A 15816-nucleotide genomic window follows, 5' to 3' on the forward strand; every position below is an offset into this window, starting at 1 on the left:
GCATGGACACAGCACTGATCGCCGCCGGCATCGCCGCCCCCGCCGCGATCGCCGCTGCTGTCGTCAGTTGGTTCGGCGCGTTTCAATCACGTCGAACAGCTGATCGTCACCACGCCTGGGAGCGCTTCGTCTGGGCACTGGAGGCCCGACGGGGCAGCCTTGAATACGACATCTCGAAAACGGTGCTGCAGAACCTCGAAGACGTAACGTGGTGGTCCGAAGCCGACCGCCGATTGGCACGACGCGCTCTTCGACGCATGATCGCCAACGATCACGGAGCATCAGCCGAAGACTCGAGCACACCGCGAAAGGATCACCCCCGATGAAACTGCTGGCGCCCCTCCCTGACGCGCCTGACCCGGACGTCGACGGACACGACGAGTACTACGCCTGGGTCAACGGAGCAACCATCGCAGAATTCCGAGAGTGGAAACGCACGGACGTGCTGACCCTTTCCCTGCGGCTTCGCTGGTGGTGGCGTCGCACGCTCCGCGTGCTCCGATGAACGACGCGATCGGCTAGACCCCGACCTCCTGGTAGGCGGTGAAGAGCAGGTGGTCCTCCGGCCCCTCGAGCGTGACGGGCTTGCCGACCCCGTCGAGGATGATGAAGCGCAGCATCCCCGCACGCGCCTTCTTGTCGCGGCGCATCGTGGCGAGGAGCCCCTCCCACCGGCCGAGCGGGTACGTGGTGGGGAGCGACAGCGAATCGAGGACGGCACGGTGCCGGTCCACCGTCGCGTCGTCGAGGTGCCCGGTCAACCGGGCGAGTTCCGCAGCGAACACCATGCCGACCGAGACCGCCGCACCGTGCCGCCACTGGTACCGCTCGGCGTGCTCGATCGCGTGCCCGAGCGTGTGCCCGTAGTTGAGGATCTCGCGGCGGCCCTGCTCGGTGAAGTCGTCCGACACCACCTGCGCCTTCAGCTCGATGGCGAGCTCGACCACTCGGCGGAACTCCGGCGTGGTGGGGTCGGTCGCGCGGTCGACGTCGGCTTCGACGATGTCGAGGATCTCCGGCACGGCGATGAACCCGGCCTTCACGATCTCCGCGAACCCGGTGAGCACGTCGTTGCGCGGCAGCGTCAGCACGAGGTCGATGTCCGCGACGACCGCCTTCGGCGGGTAGAACGCGCCGACGAGGTTCTTGCCCTCGTTCGTGTTGATGCCGGTCTTGCCGCCGACGCTCGCGTCCACCATGCCGAGCACGCTCGTCGGGATCGCGATGTACGGCACGCCGCGGAGCCACGTCGCGGCGACGAACCCGGCGAGGTCGGTGACGGCTCCCCCACCGAGCCCGATCACGGCGTCGGTCCTGGTGAAGTCCGACTGCCCCATGATCTGCCAGCAGAACGCGGCGACCTCGATGCGCTTGGCGGCCTCGGCGTCCGGGACCTCGGCGATGAGCGCCTCGAGGCCGGCGTCGACCAGTTGCACGCGGAGCTCCTCAGCGCGTGCACCGAGGGTCGGCGCGTGCACGATGAGCACCTTGGCGACCCGCGGTCCGAGGAGCGCCGGCACGGAGCCGAGCAAGCCGTTGCCGACCGCCACGACGTACCCGTCGTCGCCCCCGACGCGGATCTCGGTGGTGCCCTCTGGCAGGATCGACTCGGTCACGGTGTTCCTCCTGTTGTCCCCCGCACCCACGCGACGACGTCGTCGACGACGTGCGACATCGGGCGGCGGGAGGTGTCGACGACGATGTGCGCCAGCTCCGCGTAGGTCGCGGCGCGCTCGTCCATGATGGTCTGCCAGGCGTCGATGCCGCCGGAAGCCAGCAACGGCCGGTCCGAGCCGTTGATCCGCTCGGCGACGGCTTCGGGTGAGACGGTGAGCAGGACGACGCGCGCCCCGGCCATCGCGTCACGCGTGGCCGCGTGGGTCACGGCTCCCCCACCCACGGCGACCACGCCACCCGACGCCATCGCCGCGGCCACCGCATCGGCCTCGAGCGCCCGGAACGCCGGTTCGCCCCGATCCGCGAAGATCCCCGGGATCGGTCCGTGCTCTCGGACGATCACCCGGTCGGTGTCGGTGAACGGCACGCCGAGCTGCTTCGCGACGCGCTTGCCCACGCTCGACTTGCCGGCGCCCATCGGTCCGATGATGACGACGGGAGCCGCGGCGCGCTCGTCGCTCACCAGGTGCTGGAGGGCTCAGCCGGCTCGGTGCGGCGTGAACGCAGGGTCTCCGGGATCGACGCGAGGTACGACTCGAGGTTGCGCTTGGTCTCCACGACGTTGTCGCCACCGAACTTCTCGAGCACGGCGTCGGCGAGCACGAGCGCGACCATGGCCTCGGCGACCACACCGGCGGCCGGGACGGCGCAGACGTCCGAGCGCTGGTGGTGCGCGGAGGCGTCCTCACCCGTGGCGACGTCGATGGTGTGCAGCGCGTGCGGGACCGTGGCGATCGGCTTCATCCCCGCGCGGACGCGCAGCACGGTCCCGGTGGACATGCCGCCCTCGGTCCCACCGGCGCGGTCGCTCGTGCGGATGATCTCGCCGTCCTCGCGGAACAGCTCGTCGTGCGCTTCGGAACCGCGGCGGGCAGCCGTCTGGAATCCGTCGCCGATCTCGACGCCCTTGATCGCCTGGATGCCCATGATCGCCGCGGCGAGACGCGCGTCGAGACGACGGTCCCACTGCACGTGCGAGCCGAGCCCCGGCGGGACGCCGTAGAACAGCACCTCGACGACACCGCCGAGGGTGTCGCCGTCCTTCTTCGCCGCCTCGACCTCGGTGACCATGCGGGCAGAGGTGTCGGCGTCGAAACAGCGCAGCTGGTCCTCGTCGAGCCGGTCGACGTCGTCGGGTTGGGGCAGTGCGGTGCCGTCGGGCACGCGGACGGTCCCGACCTGCAGCGTGTGCGCGACCGACCGGATTCCGAGTTCGGCGAGGAACGACTTCGCGACGGCACCGAGGGCGACGCGCGCCGCGGTCTCGCGAGCCGAGGCACGTTCGAGGATCGGGCGGGACTCGTCGAACCCGTACTTCTGCATGCCGACCAGATCGGCGTGCCCCGGACGCGGGCGGGTCAGCGGGGCGCTGCGACCACGCGAGAGCTCGGTCTGCTCGACCGGCTCCGGGTTCATCACCTCGACCCACTTCGGCCACTCGGTGTTGCCGATGCGGATCGCGATCGGGCTGCCGAGGGAGTACCCGTGCCGGACGCCACCGGACACGTGCAGCTCGTCCTGCTCGAACTTCATGCGCGAGCCGCGGCCGTAGCCGAGCTTGCGCCGTGCGAGGTCGGTACGGATGGACTCGAACGACACCGGGACGCCGGCGGGCAGGCCCTCGAGCATCGCGATCAGTTCGGGTCCGTGGGACTCACCAGCTGTCAACCAACGAAGCATGGTGTCCATCCTCCCACAGCGCCGAGGCCCGAGTCGTTACTGGTACGAGGGGTTCGCGCGGAGCCACGCCTGGAACTGCTTCACCGCCTGCTGGTGCTCGGCGTAGGTGTCCGAGAAGACCGTCTCGCCCGTCTCGAGGTTCACCGTGACGAAGTACAACCAGTTGCCGGTGGCCTCTTGGGTGACCGCCTTGATGGCGATGTCACCGGGGTTCGAGATCGGCGCGGGCGGCAGACCCTCGTGCTGGTACGTGTTGTACGGGTTCGAGGCGTCGTTCCGCTCGGCGTCGGTGGTGGTCACCCGGTGGGTGTTCCCCGTGCCGTACGCGACGGTCGCGTCCGACTGCAGCTTCATGCCCTGGTCGAGGCGGTTCTGGAACACGCGGGCGACCTTCGGGTAGTCGGCTGCCAGGCCGGCTTCCTTCTGCACGAGCGACGCGAACACGATGACGTGCTCCTGGTCCGCCTCGGCCACGCCGGCGTCCTTCAGGTGCTGCTTCATCGTGTCGACCATGGACTGGAAGTACTGCTTCGCGGTCCAGCCCGGGTTGATCGGGTACGTCGCCGGGAAGAGCCAGCCCTCGAGGGTGGTCACGCCGCTCGGCAGCCCGTACGCGGAGACGTCCTTCGCGGCCGACGACACCTCGGCCTCGCTCAGCCCGGCCTTCGAGACCATGCCGGCCTCGATGTCCTTGAGCGCGGTGCCCTCCGGGATCACGATGGACGCGGTGACCTTGTTGTCCTTGTCCTGCAGCGCCGCGAGCGCGGCCTTCGAGCTCATGTGCTTCTTCAGCGCGTAGGAACCCGGCTGGAACTGGACGTCGCTGGACGCCAGCAGGAGCTTGTAGAACGCGGTCGACGTCTTCACGACGCCGCTCCGCTGCAGGGTCTTCGCGACGTCCTCGCCGATGTCGCCCTGCTTGATGGTGATGGTGACCTTCGAGGTCCCGTTCCCGGTGTAGTCGTCGGTCTCCTTCGCGCCGGTGAGTGCTCCGATGACCTGCTGCACCTTCGGCGCAGCGAACGTGTACGCGCCGATGCCGGCCGCCAGCACGACGGCGACGATGACGATGCCGGCGATCAGTGCGCCGCGCGACCGACGACGCGGCTCACGGGGCGGCCTGGAGGCTCCACCGCGTCCGCCTCGACGCCCACGTCCGCCGCCTCCCGCCGATCCGCCACCGGTGCTGCCGGCGCCGTCGCCGTCGCCTGGTGCAGGTGCTGCCGCCCCCTCGGTGAGCAGGCCGTGCACCTCCGGGTGGAGCTCGTCGACGGACCGTGCCACCGGAGCGTCGGCCGGTGAGACCGGCCGCTCCGCGTCGTCCCGGGGCGACCCGGCGGCCGCGCGAGCCGACGTCGCTTCCCGGGCACGAGCCTCCCGTCTAGACAGCGGGCGCGCTGCGGCACCGTCGGCGGAGCGGACGTCGTCGCGTCCATCGGGTGCACCGTCGGCGGGCTTCGCCCGCCGCTCGGCGTCGTTGCCGGGCGCGATGATCGCGTTCCAGTCCAGGTCGTCTGCCAACGGTCCTCGGTCTCTCGGTCGGGAAGACTCCGCGGGGGCTCCGTCGCTGCGGTGGCGACGGGAGGGCAGCCCTACTCGGGGAGCGTGGCCCCGGGTGGGGCGCCGGACGCGCGCTCGTGGTCGAGCGCATGTTGCAGAATGATAACAGCGGCCGCTTGGTCGATCACGGACCGCGACTTCTTGGCGTTGCGTCCCGCCTGCCGCATCCCCCGCTGGGCGGTCACCGTCGACAGTCGCTCGTCGACCAGACGGACGGGTCGGTGCTCGGCGATCCTGGCCGCGAACTCCCGTGCGTCCGTCGTGGACGGCGTGTCCGCGCCGGACATCGACAGCGGCAGCCCGACGACGATCTCGAGCACGTCGTACTCCTCGGCGATCGTCAGGATCCGCCCCAGATCAGCGTCGTCGTCGCGCGCGACGGTCTCCACCGGCGTGGCGAGGAGTCCGTCGCGGTCGCAGACGGCGACACCGATCCGGGCGCGTCCGACGTCGACGCCGAGCCGGCGTCCGGATCGGATCGTCATGGTCAGGCCGACAACCGCGCGGTCACCGCACGGAGCGCTTCGGGCAGTGCCGCGGCGTTCGTGCCGCCACCCTGTGCGAGGTCGGGCTTCCCGCCACCCCCACCGCCGAGGACACCGGCGGCTTCCTTGGCGAGGGGTCCGGCCTGGATCCCGGCCGCACGGGCGGCGTCGTTCGTCGCGACGATGACGGCCGGCTTGTCGTTGACCACGGCGCCGAGCACGACCACCGCCGCGCCGTCGCCGAGTTGGGCGCGGACACCGGTGGCGAGCGACCGCAGGTCGTCCGCGGACCCGAGGTTCTGGACCGACTCGGCGACCACGGTGGTCCCGCCGATCGTCGTCGCCTGACGGGCGATCGCCGGGACCCGCTGCTGGAGCCCGGCCGACTCGAACTCCGCGATGCGCTTCTGCGCGACACGGAGGTCCTCCATCAGGGACTGGACACGGGTGGGGAGGTCGGCGCGGGGGGCCTTCAGCGCGCTCGAGAGCTGCGACACGATCGTGCGCTCGACCGCGAGGTCGCGGAAGCCCTCGAGTCCGACGAGGGCCTCGACACGACGGTTGGTGGAACCGACGCTGGATTCGCCGACCAGGTTCACGAGACCGACCTGCGAGCTGGACGCGACGTGCGTCCCACCGCAGAGCTCACGCGACCACGGGCCACCGATGTCGACCATGCGGACCTCGGCGCCGTACTTCTCGCCGAACAGCGCCTGCGCACCGAGTTCCTTCGCCTGGTCGAGCGGCATGATCCTGGTCGAGACCTCGAGGTCGGAGCGGATCGCGGTGTTCACGACCTCTTCGATCTCGGAACGGGTCTCGAGCGAGACGGGCTGGCTCCACGAGAAGTCCAGGCGCATGTAGCCGGACTTGTTGTACGAACCGGCCTGCAGCGCTTCCGGCCCGAGGATGTCGCGGAGCGCCGCGTTCACGAGGTGGGTGGCGGAGTGGGCCTGGGTCGCGCCCCTGCGGTACTCGGCGTCGACCACCGTGGTGGCTGCGTCGCCGACCCCGACCTCACCGGAGCGGACCTGCACCTTGTGGCTCCACAGTCCGGACACCGGTCGCTGCACGTCGAGGACCTCGAGGTCGAAGCCGTTCCCGACGATCGAGCCCTGGTCGGCGTCCTGCCCGCCGGACTCCGCGTACAGCGTGGTCTCGCTGAGGACGACCTCGGCGATGTCGCCGGCGACCGCACGGTCGACGCTCTGGCCGTCGACGATGAGGCCGAGCACGCGGGACTCGGCTTCGAGGGCGTCGTACCCGAGGAAGGTGGTCTCGCCAGAAGCACGGAACGCGCTGTAGACACTGAGGTCGGCCAGCGCGGTCTTCTTGCTCTTGGCGTCCGCCTTGGCACGCGCGCGCTGCTCCGACATCAGGGTGTCGAACGCGGTGCGGTCGACGTGGACGCCGGCTTCCTCGGCCATCTCCATCGTCAGGTCGATCGGGAAGCCGAACGTGTCGTGCAGCAGGAACGCGGTGTCTCCGCCGATCGACGGCTGGTTGTCCTGCTTCGCACGGTCCACCGCGACGTCGAGGATCGTCGTCCCCTGTGCCAGGGTGCGGAGGAAGGTCTCTTCCTCCGCGTAGGCGATGCGCGAGATGCGGTCGTAGTCGGACGCGACCTCGGGGTAGGCGTCACGCATGGCGTCACGCGACGCGGGGAACAGCTCGGGGAAGGTCGCACCCTCGACGCCGAGGAGACGCATCGCGCGGACGGTGCGGCGCAGCAGACGGCGCAGGATGTAGCCGCGTCCCTCGTTCGACGGCGTGACGCCGTCGGCGATGAGCATGAGCGAGGACCGCACGTGGTCCGCGATGACGCGCATGCGGACGTCGTCCTCGTGCACCGCGCCGTAACGACGACCGGAGACCTCAGCCGCCTTGTCGAGGACCGGGCGCACCTGATCGATCTCGTACATGTTGTCGACGCCCTGCTTGATGAACGCGACGCGCTCGAGCCCCATGCCGGTGTCGATGTTCTTGTTCGGCAACTCGCCGGTGATCTCGAAGTCGTACTTCGACCGCACGTCGGCGATCTGGTACTGCATGAACACGAGGTTCCAGATCTCGACGTAGCGGTCGTCGTCCGTCGCCGGACCACCGTCGATGCCGTACTCCGGGCCGCGGTCGAAGAAGATCTCCGAGCAGGGGCCGGCAGGACCGGGCTGGCCGGTCGACCAGTAGTTGGTGTCCTTGCCGAGTCGCTGGATGCGTTCGTCGGGCAGGGACGAGTGCTGCTTCCAGAACGCGATCGCCTCGTCGTCGTCCTCGTACACCGTGACCCACAGGTCGTCGGACGAGAAGCCGAGCCCTCCGTCGGGCTCCGGCGAGGTGAGGAACTCCCAGGCGTACTGGATCGCCTGCTCCTTGAAGTAATCGCCGAAGGAGAAGTTGCCGTTCATCTGGAAGAACGTGCCGTGCCGCGGGGTCTTGCCGACCTCTTCGATGTCGTTGGTGCGGATGCACTTCTGCACGCTCGTCGCGCGGGGGTACGGCGCCGGGATGAGTCCGGTCAGGTACGGGATGAACGGGACCATGCCGGCCACCGTGAACAGCAGCGACGGGTCGTCCGAGACGAGCGATGCGGACGGGACGACGGTGTGGCCGCGGTCACCGAAGTACTGGAGCCAACGGCGGCGGATCTCTGCGGTCTGCATGGTGCTTCCTGATGACGTGGAACGGGTACGGGCGCTGGGGCTGTGCGGTGCGACGGTGTCGCCGCGTGTCGGTGCGACGGTCAGTCGTCGGTGCGGAGCTCGGCTTCGCGGGAGCGGTACCCGTCGGCCACGGCACCGGTGAAGGCCTTCGTGCGGGCATCGACCTCGGCGAAGAACTTCGCGCCCGACGAGGTCCTGCTGACCCTGTGGGCGACGAGGAACCCGATGACGACGCCGACGGCGACGGCGAACAGCTGCTTCACGGTGCCTCCCTCTCGCACGCGCCGTGGCGCGCGTCCGACCAGCTTAGTCGTCGCTCCGGGAACGCAGAACGGCGGGCCGTCCGATGTGGACGACCCGCCGTTCAGGCGGTGCAGTGGATCAGCGAGCCGCGTAGTACTCGACGACCAGCTGGACCTCGCAGGTCACGGGGACCTCGGCGCGCTTCGGGCGACGCACGAGGCGGGCCTGGAGCTTGTCGATCTCGACCTCGAGGTAACCAGGGACCTTCGGGAGGACTTCCTGGTGGCCACCGGCAGCGGCGACCTGGAAGGGCTCGAGCGACTCGGAGCGCTGCTTGACGTGGATCAGCTGGCCCTCCTTGACGCGGAAGGAGGGGCGGTCGACGAGCTTGCCGTCGACGAGGATGTGGCGGTGCACGATCAGCTGACGGGCCTGCGCGGTGGTGCGGGCGAAGCCGGCACGCAGCACGAGGGCGTCGAGGCGCTGCTCGAGCAGCTCGACCAGGTTCTCACCGGTCAGGCCGTTGGTCTTGCGGGCCTCTTCGAAGACGATGCGCAGCTGCTTCTCGCGGATGCCGTACTGGGCGCGCAGACGCTGCTTCTCACGGAGGCGGACGGCGTAGTCGCTGTCGGCACGACGGCGCGTGCGGCCGTGCTCACCGGGGCCGTAGGGGCGCTTCTCGAGGTACCGGGCCGCCTTCGGCGTCAGCGGGATGCCGAGCGCGCGAGACAGGCGGGTCTTGCTGCGGGTACGTGACTTGGTAGACACAGGGTCCTTTTCTCTGTTGTTGCTGAACTGAACACGGGTCCCGGCACGCGCACGTGCCGACGAACCCCGTGAAGGGATCCAGAGGGATGAGCCTGTGGGATCGGACGGCTACAGTCCGAACCTCTGCCCCCGTGCCGCCACAACGCTCTGCGCTGTGTGGCACTCTGTCCCCGACGCAGCCGCACGCGGGGACCAGGACGTAGGCCCGTCAACGATAGCAGGCTTCAGGCCTCCCCAGAAGTGCCGCGCGTGATCTTCCGGAGCCGATCGAGCCGCGGCCCGACTTCTCGCTCGTAGCCGTTCGCGGTCGGCGTGTAGTACTCGGTGCCCTCGAGCGCGTCGGGGAGGTACTGCTGCTCCGCCACACCGTGCTCGGCATCGTGGGAGTAGATGTATCCCTTGCCGTGCCCGAGCCGCTTCGCACCGGCGTAGTGGGCGTCCCGGAGGTGGTTCGGCACGACGCCCATCCGGCCGGCCTTGACGTCGGCCATCGCCGCGTTGACGCCGTTGTACGCGGCGTTCGACTTCGGCGCCGTCGCCAGGTACACGACCGCTTCTGCCAGGGGGATCCGTCCCTCCGGCATGCCGATCAGCTGCACCGCCTGTGCCGCGGCGACGGCGATCGGGAGCGCCTGGGGGTCTGCCATGCCGATGTCCTCGGACGCGGAGATGATGATGCGCCTGGCGATGAACCGGGAGTCCTCTCCTGCCTCGATCATCCGGGCCAGGTAGTGCAGCGCGGCGTCGACGTCGCTCCCCCGCACCGACTTGATGAACGCGCTGATGACGTCGTAGTGCTCGTCGCCCTGCCGGTCGTAGCGGAGCAGCGCGCGGTCGACGGCGGCCGCGACCGTTTCGGCGTCGACCACCGGCACGCTGTCGTCGTCGTCCTGTGCAGCCCCGGCCGAGGCGGAGGCGGCTTCCAGCGCCGTGAGCGCACGACGGGCGTCGCCGGATGCGAGCCGCACGATGGCGGAGCGTGCTTCGTCGCCGAGGACGACGGACCCACCGAGGCCACGGGGGTCCTCCACCGCACGGTCGACGAGCATGCCGAGGTCGGCGTCGGTGAGCGGCTTCAGGGTGAGCAGGAGGGACCGGGACAGCAGCGGCGAGATGACCGAGAACGACGGGTTCTCGGTCGTGGCCGCGATGAGGATCACCCAGCCGTTCTCGACCCCGGGGAGCAGCGCGTCCTGCTGCGCCTTGCTGAAGCGGTGGATCTCGTCGAGGAACAGCACCGTGGTCGAGCCGTAGAGGTCACGGTGCGTGAGGGCCTTCTCCATCACCTCTCGCACGTCCTTGACGCCGGCGGTCACCGCGGAGAGCTCGACGAACTCGCGTCCGGACTGGCGGGCGATCGCCTGCGCCAGGGTGGTCTTGCCGGTGCCGGGGGGTCCCCAGAGGATCACGGAGACACCGCCGGGGTTCTCACGCGTGCCGGTCGCGAGCTGCACGAGCGGCGAACCGCGCCCGAGGAGGTGCTGCTGACCGGCGACTTCGTCGAGGCTGGTCGGACGCATCCGGACGGCGAGCGGCACGGAGCCCTGCGCCAGACCGACACGCCCACCGGTCGTGGGCGCGGTCATGCCCGATCGATCCGATGCCATGTCCCCAATCGTAGGTGGAACCACTGACAGCCGACTCATGGGAGCGGGTCCGATACGCTCGCAAGCACACTGCGACGAGAGGGCAGACCAGCACCGTGGCACCGAAGAACCAGGCGCGTGACAACCGTGAGGCGCGCGAGCGGCTCCGTCTCTACGAGGCTCGACAGGGCCTCCACGACCGGCAACGCCGCCGACGTGTGCGGGACAACGTCATCGGGATCAGCGCGCTCGTCGCCGTCGCGGCGCTCGCGACCGGGTCCCAGCTCGCCTTCGCCGGATCGCAGCCCGACGCGAAGCCGAGTGCGAGCGCCAGCGCCAGCGCCAGCAGCACGCCGACTCCCTCGACCAGCGCCACCCCCGCGAACACCGGGGACGTCCCGAGCAAGTCCATCGCGAAGGACTCGACGTGGACGGGGTCGCTCACGCTGAACAAGGACGTGAAGCTCGGGATCGAACTCGACGGGAAGAAGGCGCCGCAGGCCACGAGCGTCGAGATCGACCTGATCCGCAAACAGTTCTACGAGGGCACGACCTGCCACCGGCTCGCCGACAGCGACGGGTTCCAGTTCCTGCAGTGCGGTTCGGCGAACGGCGACGGCACGGGCGACGCGGGCTTCCAGTACGGACCGATCGAGAACACGCCGAGCGACGACGTCTACGACAAGGGCACGATCGCGATCGCCCGCAGCTCGTCCACGTACTCCCAGTCGACGCAGTTCTTCATCGTCTACGGCGACACCACGCTCGACGGCTCGACCGGCGGCTACACCGTGGTCGGCAAGGTCACCAGCGGCCTGTCGGACCTGGTGTCGAAGATCACGTCGAAGGGCATCTCCGACGCCGGTTCTGACGGCACCGGGGAGCCGAAGGTGAAGACCACGATCACCGGCGCGACGATCAAGCAGGAGCAGTAGTCCACAGACCAGCACACTGGCGGGTCGCGGGGCTCGCCAGTGCAATAGGGTGGCTTCCTGACCGTACCGACGGTGACGTCGGTGATGCACGACCACGATCGAGGCGAGACCTGTGGGATCTGACGAAGCAACGACCTGGGGGCGGGTCGACGATGACGGCACCGTGTACGTCCGGTACCAGGACACCGAGCGTGTCGTGGGTGAGTACCCGGACGCCACCCCCGAAGAAGCACTCGCCTACTTCGCGCGCAAGTACGCCGACCTCGAAGGTCAGGTGAAGATCGCGGAACAGCGCGTGCAGCGCGGCGCGTCCGCGAACGACGTCGCCAGGACGGTCGAGCACCTGACCGCGCTCGTGGGCGAAGCCCGCGTCGTCGGCGACGTCAAGTCCCTCGAAGACCGCGTCGCAGCGCTCTCCGAGCAGCTCGGGTCGCTGACCAAGGAGCAGGCGGAGCAGGCCCAGCAGGCCCTCGCCGAGGCGCTCGCGTTCCGCACCGCCCTCGTCGAGGAAGCCGAGGCACTCGCAGCGGTCGACCCGGCACGCGCGCAGTGGAAGCAGATCACCGCGCAGCTCGACGACGTGTTCGCGCGGTGGCAGCAGCACCAGCACGACGGGCCGCGGATCCCCAAGAACGAAGCGAACGAGCTGTGGAAGCGATTCCGTGCCGCACGGTCCACGGTGGACCAGCACCGTCGCGCGTTCTACTCCGAACTCGACGCGCAGCACCGGGACGCCCGCACCCGCAAGCAGGAGCTCGTCCAGCAGGCCGAAGCGCTCGCGCCCCGTGGTTCGGATGCCATCCCGACCTACCGCCAGCTCCTCGACGACTGGAAGCGTGCCGGGCGTGCAGGCAAGCGCCACGACGACGCGCTCTGGGCACGGTTCAAGGCCGCGGGTGACGTGCTGTTCGAACAGCGCCACGCCGAGAGCGCCGCGGAGAACGAGGAGTACTCCGCCAACCTCGAAGCGAAGCTCGCCGTCCTGACCGAGGCCGAGCCGCTCCTCCAACAGAACGACCGGGTCGCGGCCCGCAGGACCCTCACGGACATCCAGCGCCGGTGGGACGAGATCGGCAAGGTCCCCCGCGGGGACGTCCGCCGCATCGAGGACCGCCTCCGCGCGGTGGAGGACCACGTCCGCGGGCTCGAGGAGGCGCACTGGCGCGAGTCGAACCCGGAGCGCAAGGCCCGTACGACCGGGCTCGCGAGCCAGCTCGAGGACGCGATCGGCAAGCTCGAAGCCGAACTCGAGTCCGCCAAGGCCTCCGGGGACGCCCGCAAGATCAAGGACGCCCAGGAAGCCCTCGACGCTCGCAAGATCTGGCTCGACGCGCTCGGCAGCTGACCCAGCGCGACGGCTGACACTGCAGCACCACGACGAAGGCCCCGGCGGATCCGCCGGGGCCTTCGTCGTCGGGCGGGACCCGGTTGTCAGACGGGCGCCGGGAGGCCGAGCAGGGTCCTGATGTCCCGGTCGTCCTGTCGCATCTGGGCAGCGAGCTCGTCCATCGACGAGAACTTCACCATCCCGCGCACGTAGGAGACGAACAGCACCGAGATGGTCTCCCCGTAGAGGTCGATGTCGACGTCCAGCAGGTGCGCCTCGATCTGCTTCGCGGGCACCCCCTCGAACGTCGGGTTGTTCCCCACCGACACCGCGGCCGGGTACACCGTGCCGTCGTGCAGCACCCGGGCGGCGTACACACCGTCGGCCGGGACGAACCCCTCGCACGACGGGTCGAGGTTCGCCGTGGGGTACCCCATCGCGCGACCACGCTGGTTGCCGTGCACCACCACGCTGCGGACCGCGTGCTCGCGGCCGAGGAGCCTGGCGGCCTCCGCGACACGACCCTCGCCGAGGAGCTCGCGGATCCACGTCGACGAGACACGCCGTTCCCCGTCGGGGCGGACGTCGTCGACCAGGTCCACGTCGTCGATGAGCTCGACGGAGAACCCGTGCTGCGCACCGAGGGTCCGCAGGAGTGCGACGTCGCCTGCCCCCTTCGCACCGAACCGGAAGTCGCTCCCGACGAAGACGAGCTCGGCGTGCAGTGTCTCGACGAGGATCCGGGACACGAAGGTCTCCGGCGTCCACGATTGCAGTTCCGCGTCGAACCGGAGCAGCAGGGTGGCGTCGACCCCGACGTCGTCGAGCAGTTCGCGGCGTTGCGCGATGCTCGTGAGCGCCGGCGGCACCTTGCCTGGGTCGATGATGCTCAGCGGGTGCCGGTCGAACGTCACGACGGTGGACACCAGCCCGTGCTGCCGAGCGGCCCGCTCGAGGTGGGCGATCACGGCACGGTGCCCGACGTGCACGCCGTCGAACTTGCCGATCGTGACGACACTCGGCCCGAATCCCTCTGCGACGTCGTCGACGTCCTCGTAGTACTGCACGCTGCTCCCCCGCCTACTCGCCGGCCGTCACGACGGGCTCGGCAACGGGTCGGCCGGCGGTGCGGTGGTGCTTGCGGAGCCACCACAGACCGGCGATCGGCAGCACGAGCGGCGCGAAGGCGTACCCCATGCCGTAGTACGACCAGATGGTGTCGTCCGGGAAGAGCTGACGGTCGAACAGCGACAGCGTGCCGATCACCAGGACGCCGGTCATCTCGAACACGATGGTGACGCACGCCACCCGGTACCAGAACCGACCGGGGACGATCAGGGCGATCATCGCGACGATGTACACGACCGCGGCGATCGCGCTCAGCGTGTACGCGAACGGGGCGAACGAGAACTTCTCCGCGATCTGGACGACGCTCCGACCGGTCGCCGCGAGCGCGAGGATGCCGTACACGGCGATGAGGACGCGACCGATGCCGGTCGCGAGTGAGGTCTTGGTCGCCATTGCACCGATTCTACCGACGCCGGGAGCCCCCCGCGGCACACCTGGTCCCCCGGTGACGCGGACCGACCTCAGTTCAGCGCGAACCAGATCTGGTACATCCGGTAGAGCATCACCGCGACGGTGAAGGCACCGGCGCCCAGGACCACGGTGCTCCACCGCGTGCGGTCGACGAGCGCCCACACGATGGTCGCTGGTGGCACGAGCAGGACGGACACCGCGTAGACCCAGAACTCGAGGACGTTGCCCCGCGGTGGGTTGCCGACCGCTGGTGCGACCAGCGAGACGACCAGCTGCGCGATGAGCAGCAGTTCGACGAGGACGAGGGATCCGACGGTGTAGTCGTTCGGCTTCCACCCGATGAACCCGACCACCACGGCGAAGATGCCGATCACGACGGCGAGCACGAACTGCACCCACATGAACCACTCGATCACGCGTTGGCTCCGGTCGTCGTCGGGAAGTTGGTGATGACGCGCAGCAGCCCCTTGCGCACTGACACGAGGCCGATGAGCCGGTCGTCGCGCGAGGTGACGGCGGCAACGGGTCCGTCGGTGTCCGGGTGGTCGGCGCCGATCCGTTTACCGTCCGCGAGGTCCTTCGCGTCGACGGCGTCGAGCGTCACGACCGGGAACAGGGTGCGGGCGATGTCGGCCGGCCGCACGAGTGCACCGCGGACGTCCACCGAGTCGTCCTCCAGGTCGACCGCGTCGTCGACCGAGAACGGGCCGACGAGGGTGCGACGCAGGGCTGTCAGGTGCGCGCCGGTACCGAGCGCTGCGCCGACGTCACGAGCGAGTGCCCGCACGTACGTGCCCGACGAGCACGAGACCACGACGTCGAGGTCGACGACGGGCACCGACGTGTCGAGCGCGGACACGACACGGTCGTTCCGGCCGGTCACGTCGAAGCGCGAGATCGTCACCGCCCTCGCCTTGAGGGTCACTTCCTCGCCCTTCCTGGCCAGGTCGTACGCGCGCCGACCGTCCACCTTGATGGCGCTGACCGTCGAGGGCACCTGTGAGATCGGGCCGCGCTGCGTGGCGACGGCCGCCTCGATCGCAGCATCGGAGACGTCGGCTGAGCCGACGCCGGCCGCTGCGACCGGCGTGCCGTCAGCGTCGTCGGAGTCGGTGGAGACTCCGAGGCGGATCGTCGCGGTGTAGGTCTTGTCGAGCCCGACGAGGTGCGTCAGGAGCCTGGTGGAGGGGCCGGCGCCGAGGAGCAGCAGCCCCGTCGCCATCGGGTCGAGCGTGCCGGCGTGGCCGATCTTCTTCAGGTCGAGCCGTCGACGCGCGATGGAAACGGCGCGGTGGCTCGAGATCCCCTGCGGTTTGTCGACGAGGAGGATGCCGTCGGGAGCGGTTGCGAGCACCG

17 protein-coding genes are annotated in these 15816 nt (G+C 69.6%); 4 read left to right on the forward strand and 13 right to left on the reverse strand.

From position 1 onward, the window contains the following. The first annotated feature begins 2 nt into the window (after nt 1-2). Nucleotides 3-326, forward strand: a complete 324-nt coding sequence (locus tag AAEP80_RS13295) for a hypothetical protein (protein WP_420364754.1) — start codon at nt 3-5, stop codon at nt 324-326. Further along, nucleotides 323-505: a hypothetical protein gene (locus AAEP80_RS13300; RefSeq protein ID WP_402728849.1), complete on the forward strand. Its 183-nt coding sequence runs from the start codon at nt 323-325 to the stop codon at nt 503-505. Before AAEP80_RS13295 ends, AAEP80_RS13300 begins: the two co-directional genes overlap by 4 nt. A 13-nt stretch (nt 506-518) precedes the next feature. Here AAEP80_RS13300 and aroB read toward each other — a convergent pair whose 3' ends face one another. From aroB to AAEP80_RS13345, 9 genes are all read right to left on the reverse strand, one after another. Next, nucleotides 519-1601, reverse strand: a complete 1083-nt coding sequence (aroB, locus tag AAEP80_RS13305) for a 3-dehydroquinate synthase (RefSeq protein ID WP_281267587.1) — start codon at nt 1599-1601, stop codon at nt 519-521. A gap of 11 nt (nt 1602-1612) precedes the next feature. Beyond that, nucleotides 1613-2140: a shikimate kinase gene (locus AAEP80_RS13310; protein ID WP_402728850.1), complete on the reverse strand. Its 528-nt coding sequence runs from the start codon at nt 2138-2140 to the stop codon at nt 1613-1615. Beyond that, entirely contained in the window at nt 2137-3357 is a 1221-nt protein-coding gene (gene aroC, locus AAEP80_RS13315) for a chorismate synthase (RefSeq protein ID WP_281264709.1), read from the reverse strand. The genes AAEP80_RS13310 and aroC overlap by 4 nt, the downstream gene beginning before the upstream one ends. Nucleotides 3358-3393: 36 nt before the next feature. Continuing rightward, nucleotides 3394-4878 (reverse strand): endolytic transglycosylase MltG, encoded by a 1485-nt coding sequence (mltG, locus tag AAEP80_RS13320; RefSeq protein ID WP_420364755.1) that lies wholly within the window; start codon nt 4876-4878, stop codon nt 3394-3396. Nucleotides 4879-4949: 71 nt separating this feature from the next. Next, a complete protein-coding gene (ruvX, locus tag AAEP80_RS13325) occupies nt 4950-5402 on the reverse strand; it encodes a Holliday junction resolvase RuvX (protein WP_420364756.1) in 453 nt (150 codons plus the stop codon). 2 nt (nt 5403-5404) lie between these two features. After that, on the reverse strand, nt 5405-8062 hold the full coding sequence (gene alaS, locus AAEP80_RS13330; protein ID WP_420364757.1) for an alanine--tRNA ligase: 2658 nt from the start codon (nt 8060-8062) through the stop codon (nt 5405-5407). An 80-nt stretch (nt 8063-8142) separates the two neighbouring features. Beyond that, complete coding sequence (locus AAEP80_RS13335) at nt 8143-8325, reverse strand: hypothetical protein (RefSeq protein ID WP_281264713.1); 183 nt, start codon at nt 8323-8325, stop codon at nt 8143-8145. A gap of 118 nt (nt 8326-8443) precedes the next feature. Next, a complete protein-coding gene (rpsD, locus tag AAEP80_RS13340) occupies nt 8444-9073 on the reverse strand; it encodes a 30S ribosomal protein S4 (protein ID WP_281264714.1) in 630 nt (209 codons plus the stop codon). 224 nt (nt 9074-9297) lie between these two features. Beyond that, complete coding sequence (locus tag AAEP80_RS13345) at nt 9298-10659, reverse strand: replication-associated recombination protein A (protein ID WP_420366870.1); 1362 nt, start codon at nt 10657-10659, stop codon at nt 9298-9300. Nucleotides 10660-10775: 116 nt separating this feature from the next. Between AAEP80_RS13345 and AAEP80_RS13350 the strand changes: the two genes are divergently transcribed. Both AAEP80_RS13350 and AAEP80_RS13355 read left to right on the forward strand, forming a co-directional pair. Next, the gene (locus AAEP80_RS13350) at nt 10776-11594 is read left to right on the forward strand and encodes a peptidylprolyl isomerase (protein ID WP_420364758.1); all 819 of its coding nucleotides are present in this window, start codon (nt 10776-10778) and stop codon (nt 11592-11594) included. Between the two features lie 112 nt (nt 11595-11706). Beyond that, entirely contained in the window at nt 11707-12939 is a 1233-nt protein-coding gene (locus AAEP80_RS13355; protein WP_420364759.1) for a DUF349 domain-containing protein, read from the forward strand. 86 nt (nt 12940-13025) lie between these two features. On the opposite strand, the gene AAEP80_RS13360 is transcribed toward AAEP80_RS13355, so the two are convergent. The 4 genes from AAEP80_RS13360 to truB all read right to left on the reverse strand — a co-directional run bounded on the left by AAEP80_RS13360 (nt 13026) and on the right by truB (nt 15814). Continuing rightward, on the reverse strand, nt 13026-13988 hold the full coding sequence (locus tag AAEP80_RS13360) for a bifunctional riboflavin kinase/FAD synthetase (RefSeq protein ID WP_420364760.1): 963 nt from the start codon (nt 13986-13988) through the stop codon (nt 13026-13028). Between the two features lie 13 nt (nt 13989-14001). Further along, nucleotides 14002-14442, reverse strand: coding sequence for a hypothetical protein (locus AAEP80_RS13365; RefSeq protein WP_413601797.1), 441 nt, complete (start codon nt 14440-14442; stop codon nt 14002-14004). Between the two features lie 68 nt (nt 14443-14510). Beyond that, nucleotides 14511-14876 carry a hypothetical protein gene (locus AAEP80_RS13370; protein WP_281264719.1) on the reverse strand — a complete coding sequence of 122 codons (366 nt, stop codon included), beginning with the start codon at nt 14874-14876 and terminating at the stop codon, nt 14511-14513. After that, nucleotides 14873-15814, reverse strand: coding sequence for a tRNA pseudouridine(55) synthase TruB (gene truB / locus AAEP80_RS13375; RefSeq protein ID WP_420364761.1), 942 nt, complete (start codon nt 15812-15814; stop codon nt 14873-14875). Before truB ends, AAEP80_RS13370 begins: the two co-directional genes overlap by 4 nt. Nucleotides 15815-15816: the final 2 nt, after the last annotated feature.

Source organism: Curtobacterium sp. L3-7, assembly GCF_048756585.1.
GTDB lineage: Bacteria > Actinomycetota > Actinomycetes > Actinomycetales > Microbacteriaceae > Curtobacterium.

What these genes read in the sequence shown, in the direction of transcription:
- ruvX (WP_420364756.1), bottom strand. Translation starts at nt 5,402, where the DNA reads ATGACGATCCGATCCGGACGCCGGCTCGGCGTCGACGTCGGACGCGCC.
- AAEP80_RS13365 (WP_413601797.1), bottom strand. Translation starts at nt 14,442, where the DNA reads ATGGCGACCAAGACCTCACTCGCGACCGGCATCGGTCGCGTCCTCATC.
- aroC (WP_281264709.1), bottom strand. Translation starts at nt 3,357, where the DNA reads ATGCTTCGTTGGTTGACAGCTGGTGAGTCCCACGGACCCGAACTGATC.
- AAEP80_RS13345 (WP_420366870.1), bottom strand. Translation starts at nt 10,659, where the DNA reads ATGACCGCGCCCACGACCGGTGGGCGTGTCGGTCTGGCGCAGGGCTCC.
- AAEP80_RS13300 (WP_402728849.1), top strand. Translation starts at nt 323, where the DNA reads ATGAAACTGCTGGCGCCCCTCCCTGACGCGCCTGACCCGGACGTCGAC.
- AAEP80_RS13295 (WP_420364754.1), top strand. Translation starts at nt 3, where the DNA reads ATGGACACAGCACTGATCGCCGCCGGCATCGCCGCCCCCGCCGCGATC.
- alaS (WP_420364757.1), bottom strand. Translation starts at nt 8,062, where the DNA reads ATGCAGACCGCAGAGATCCGCCGCCGTTGGCTCCAGTACTTCGGTGAC.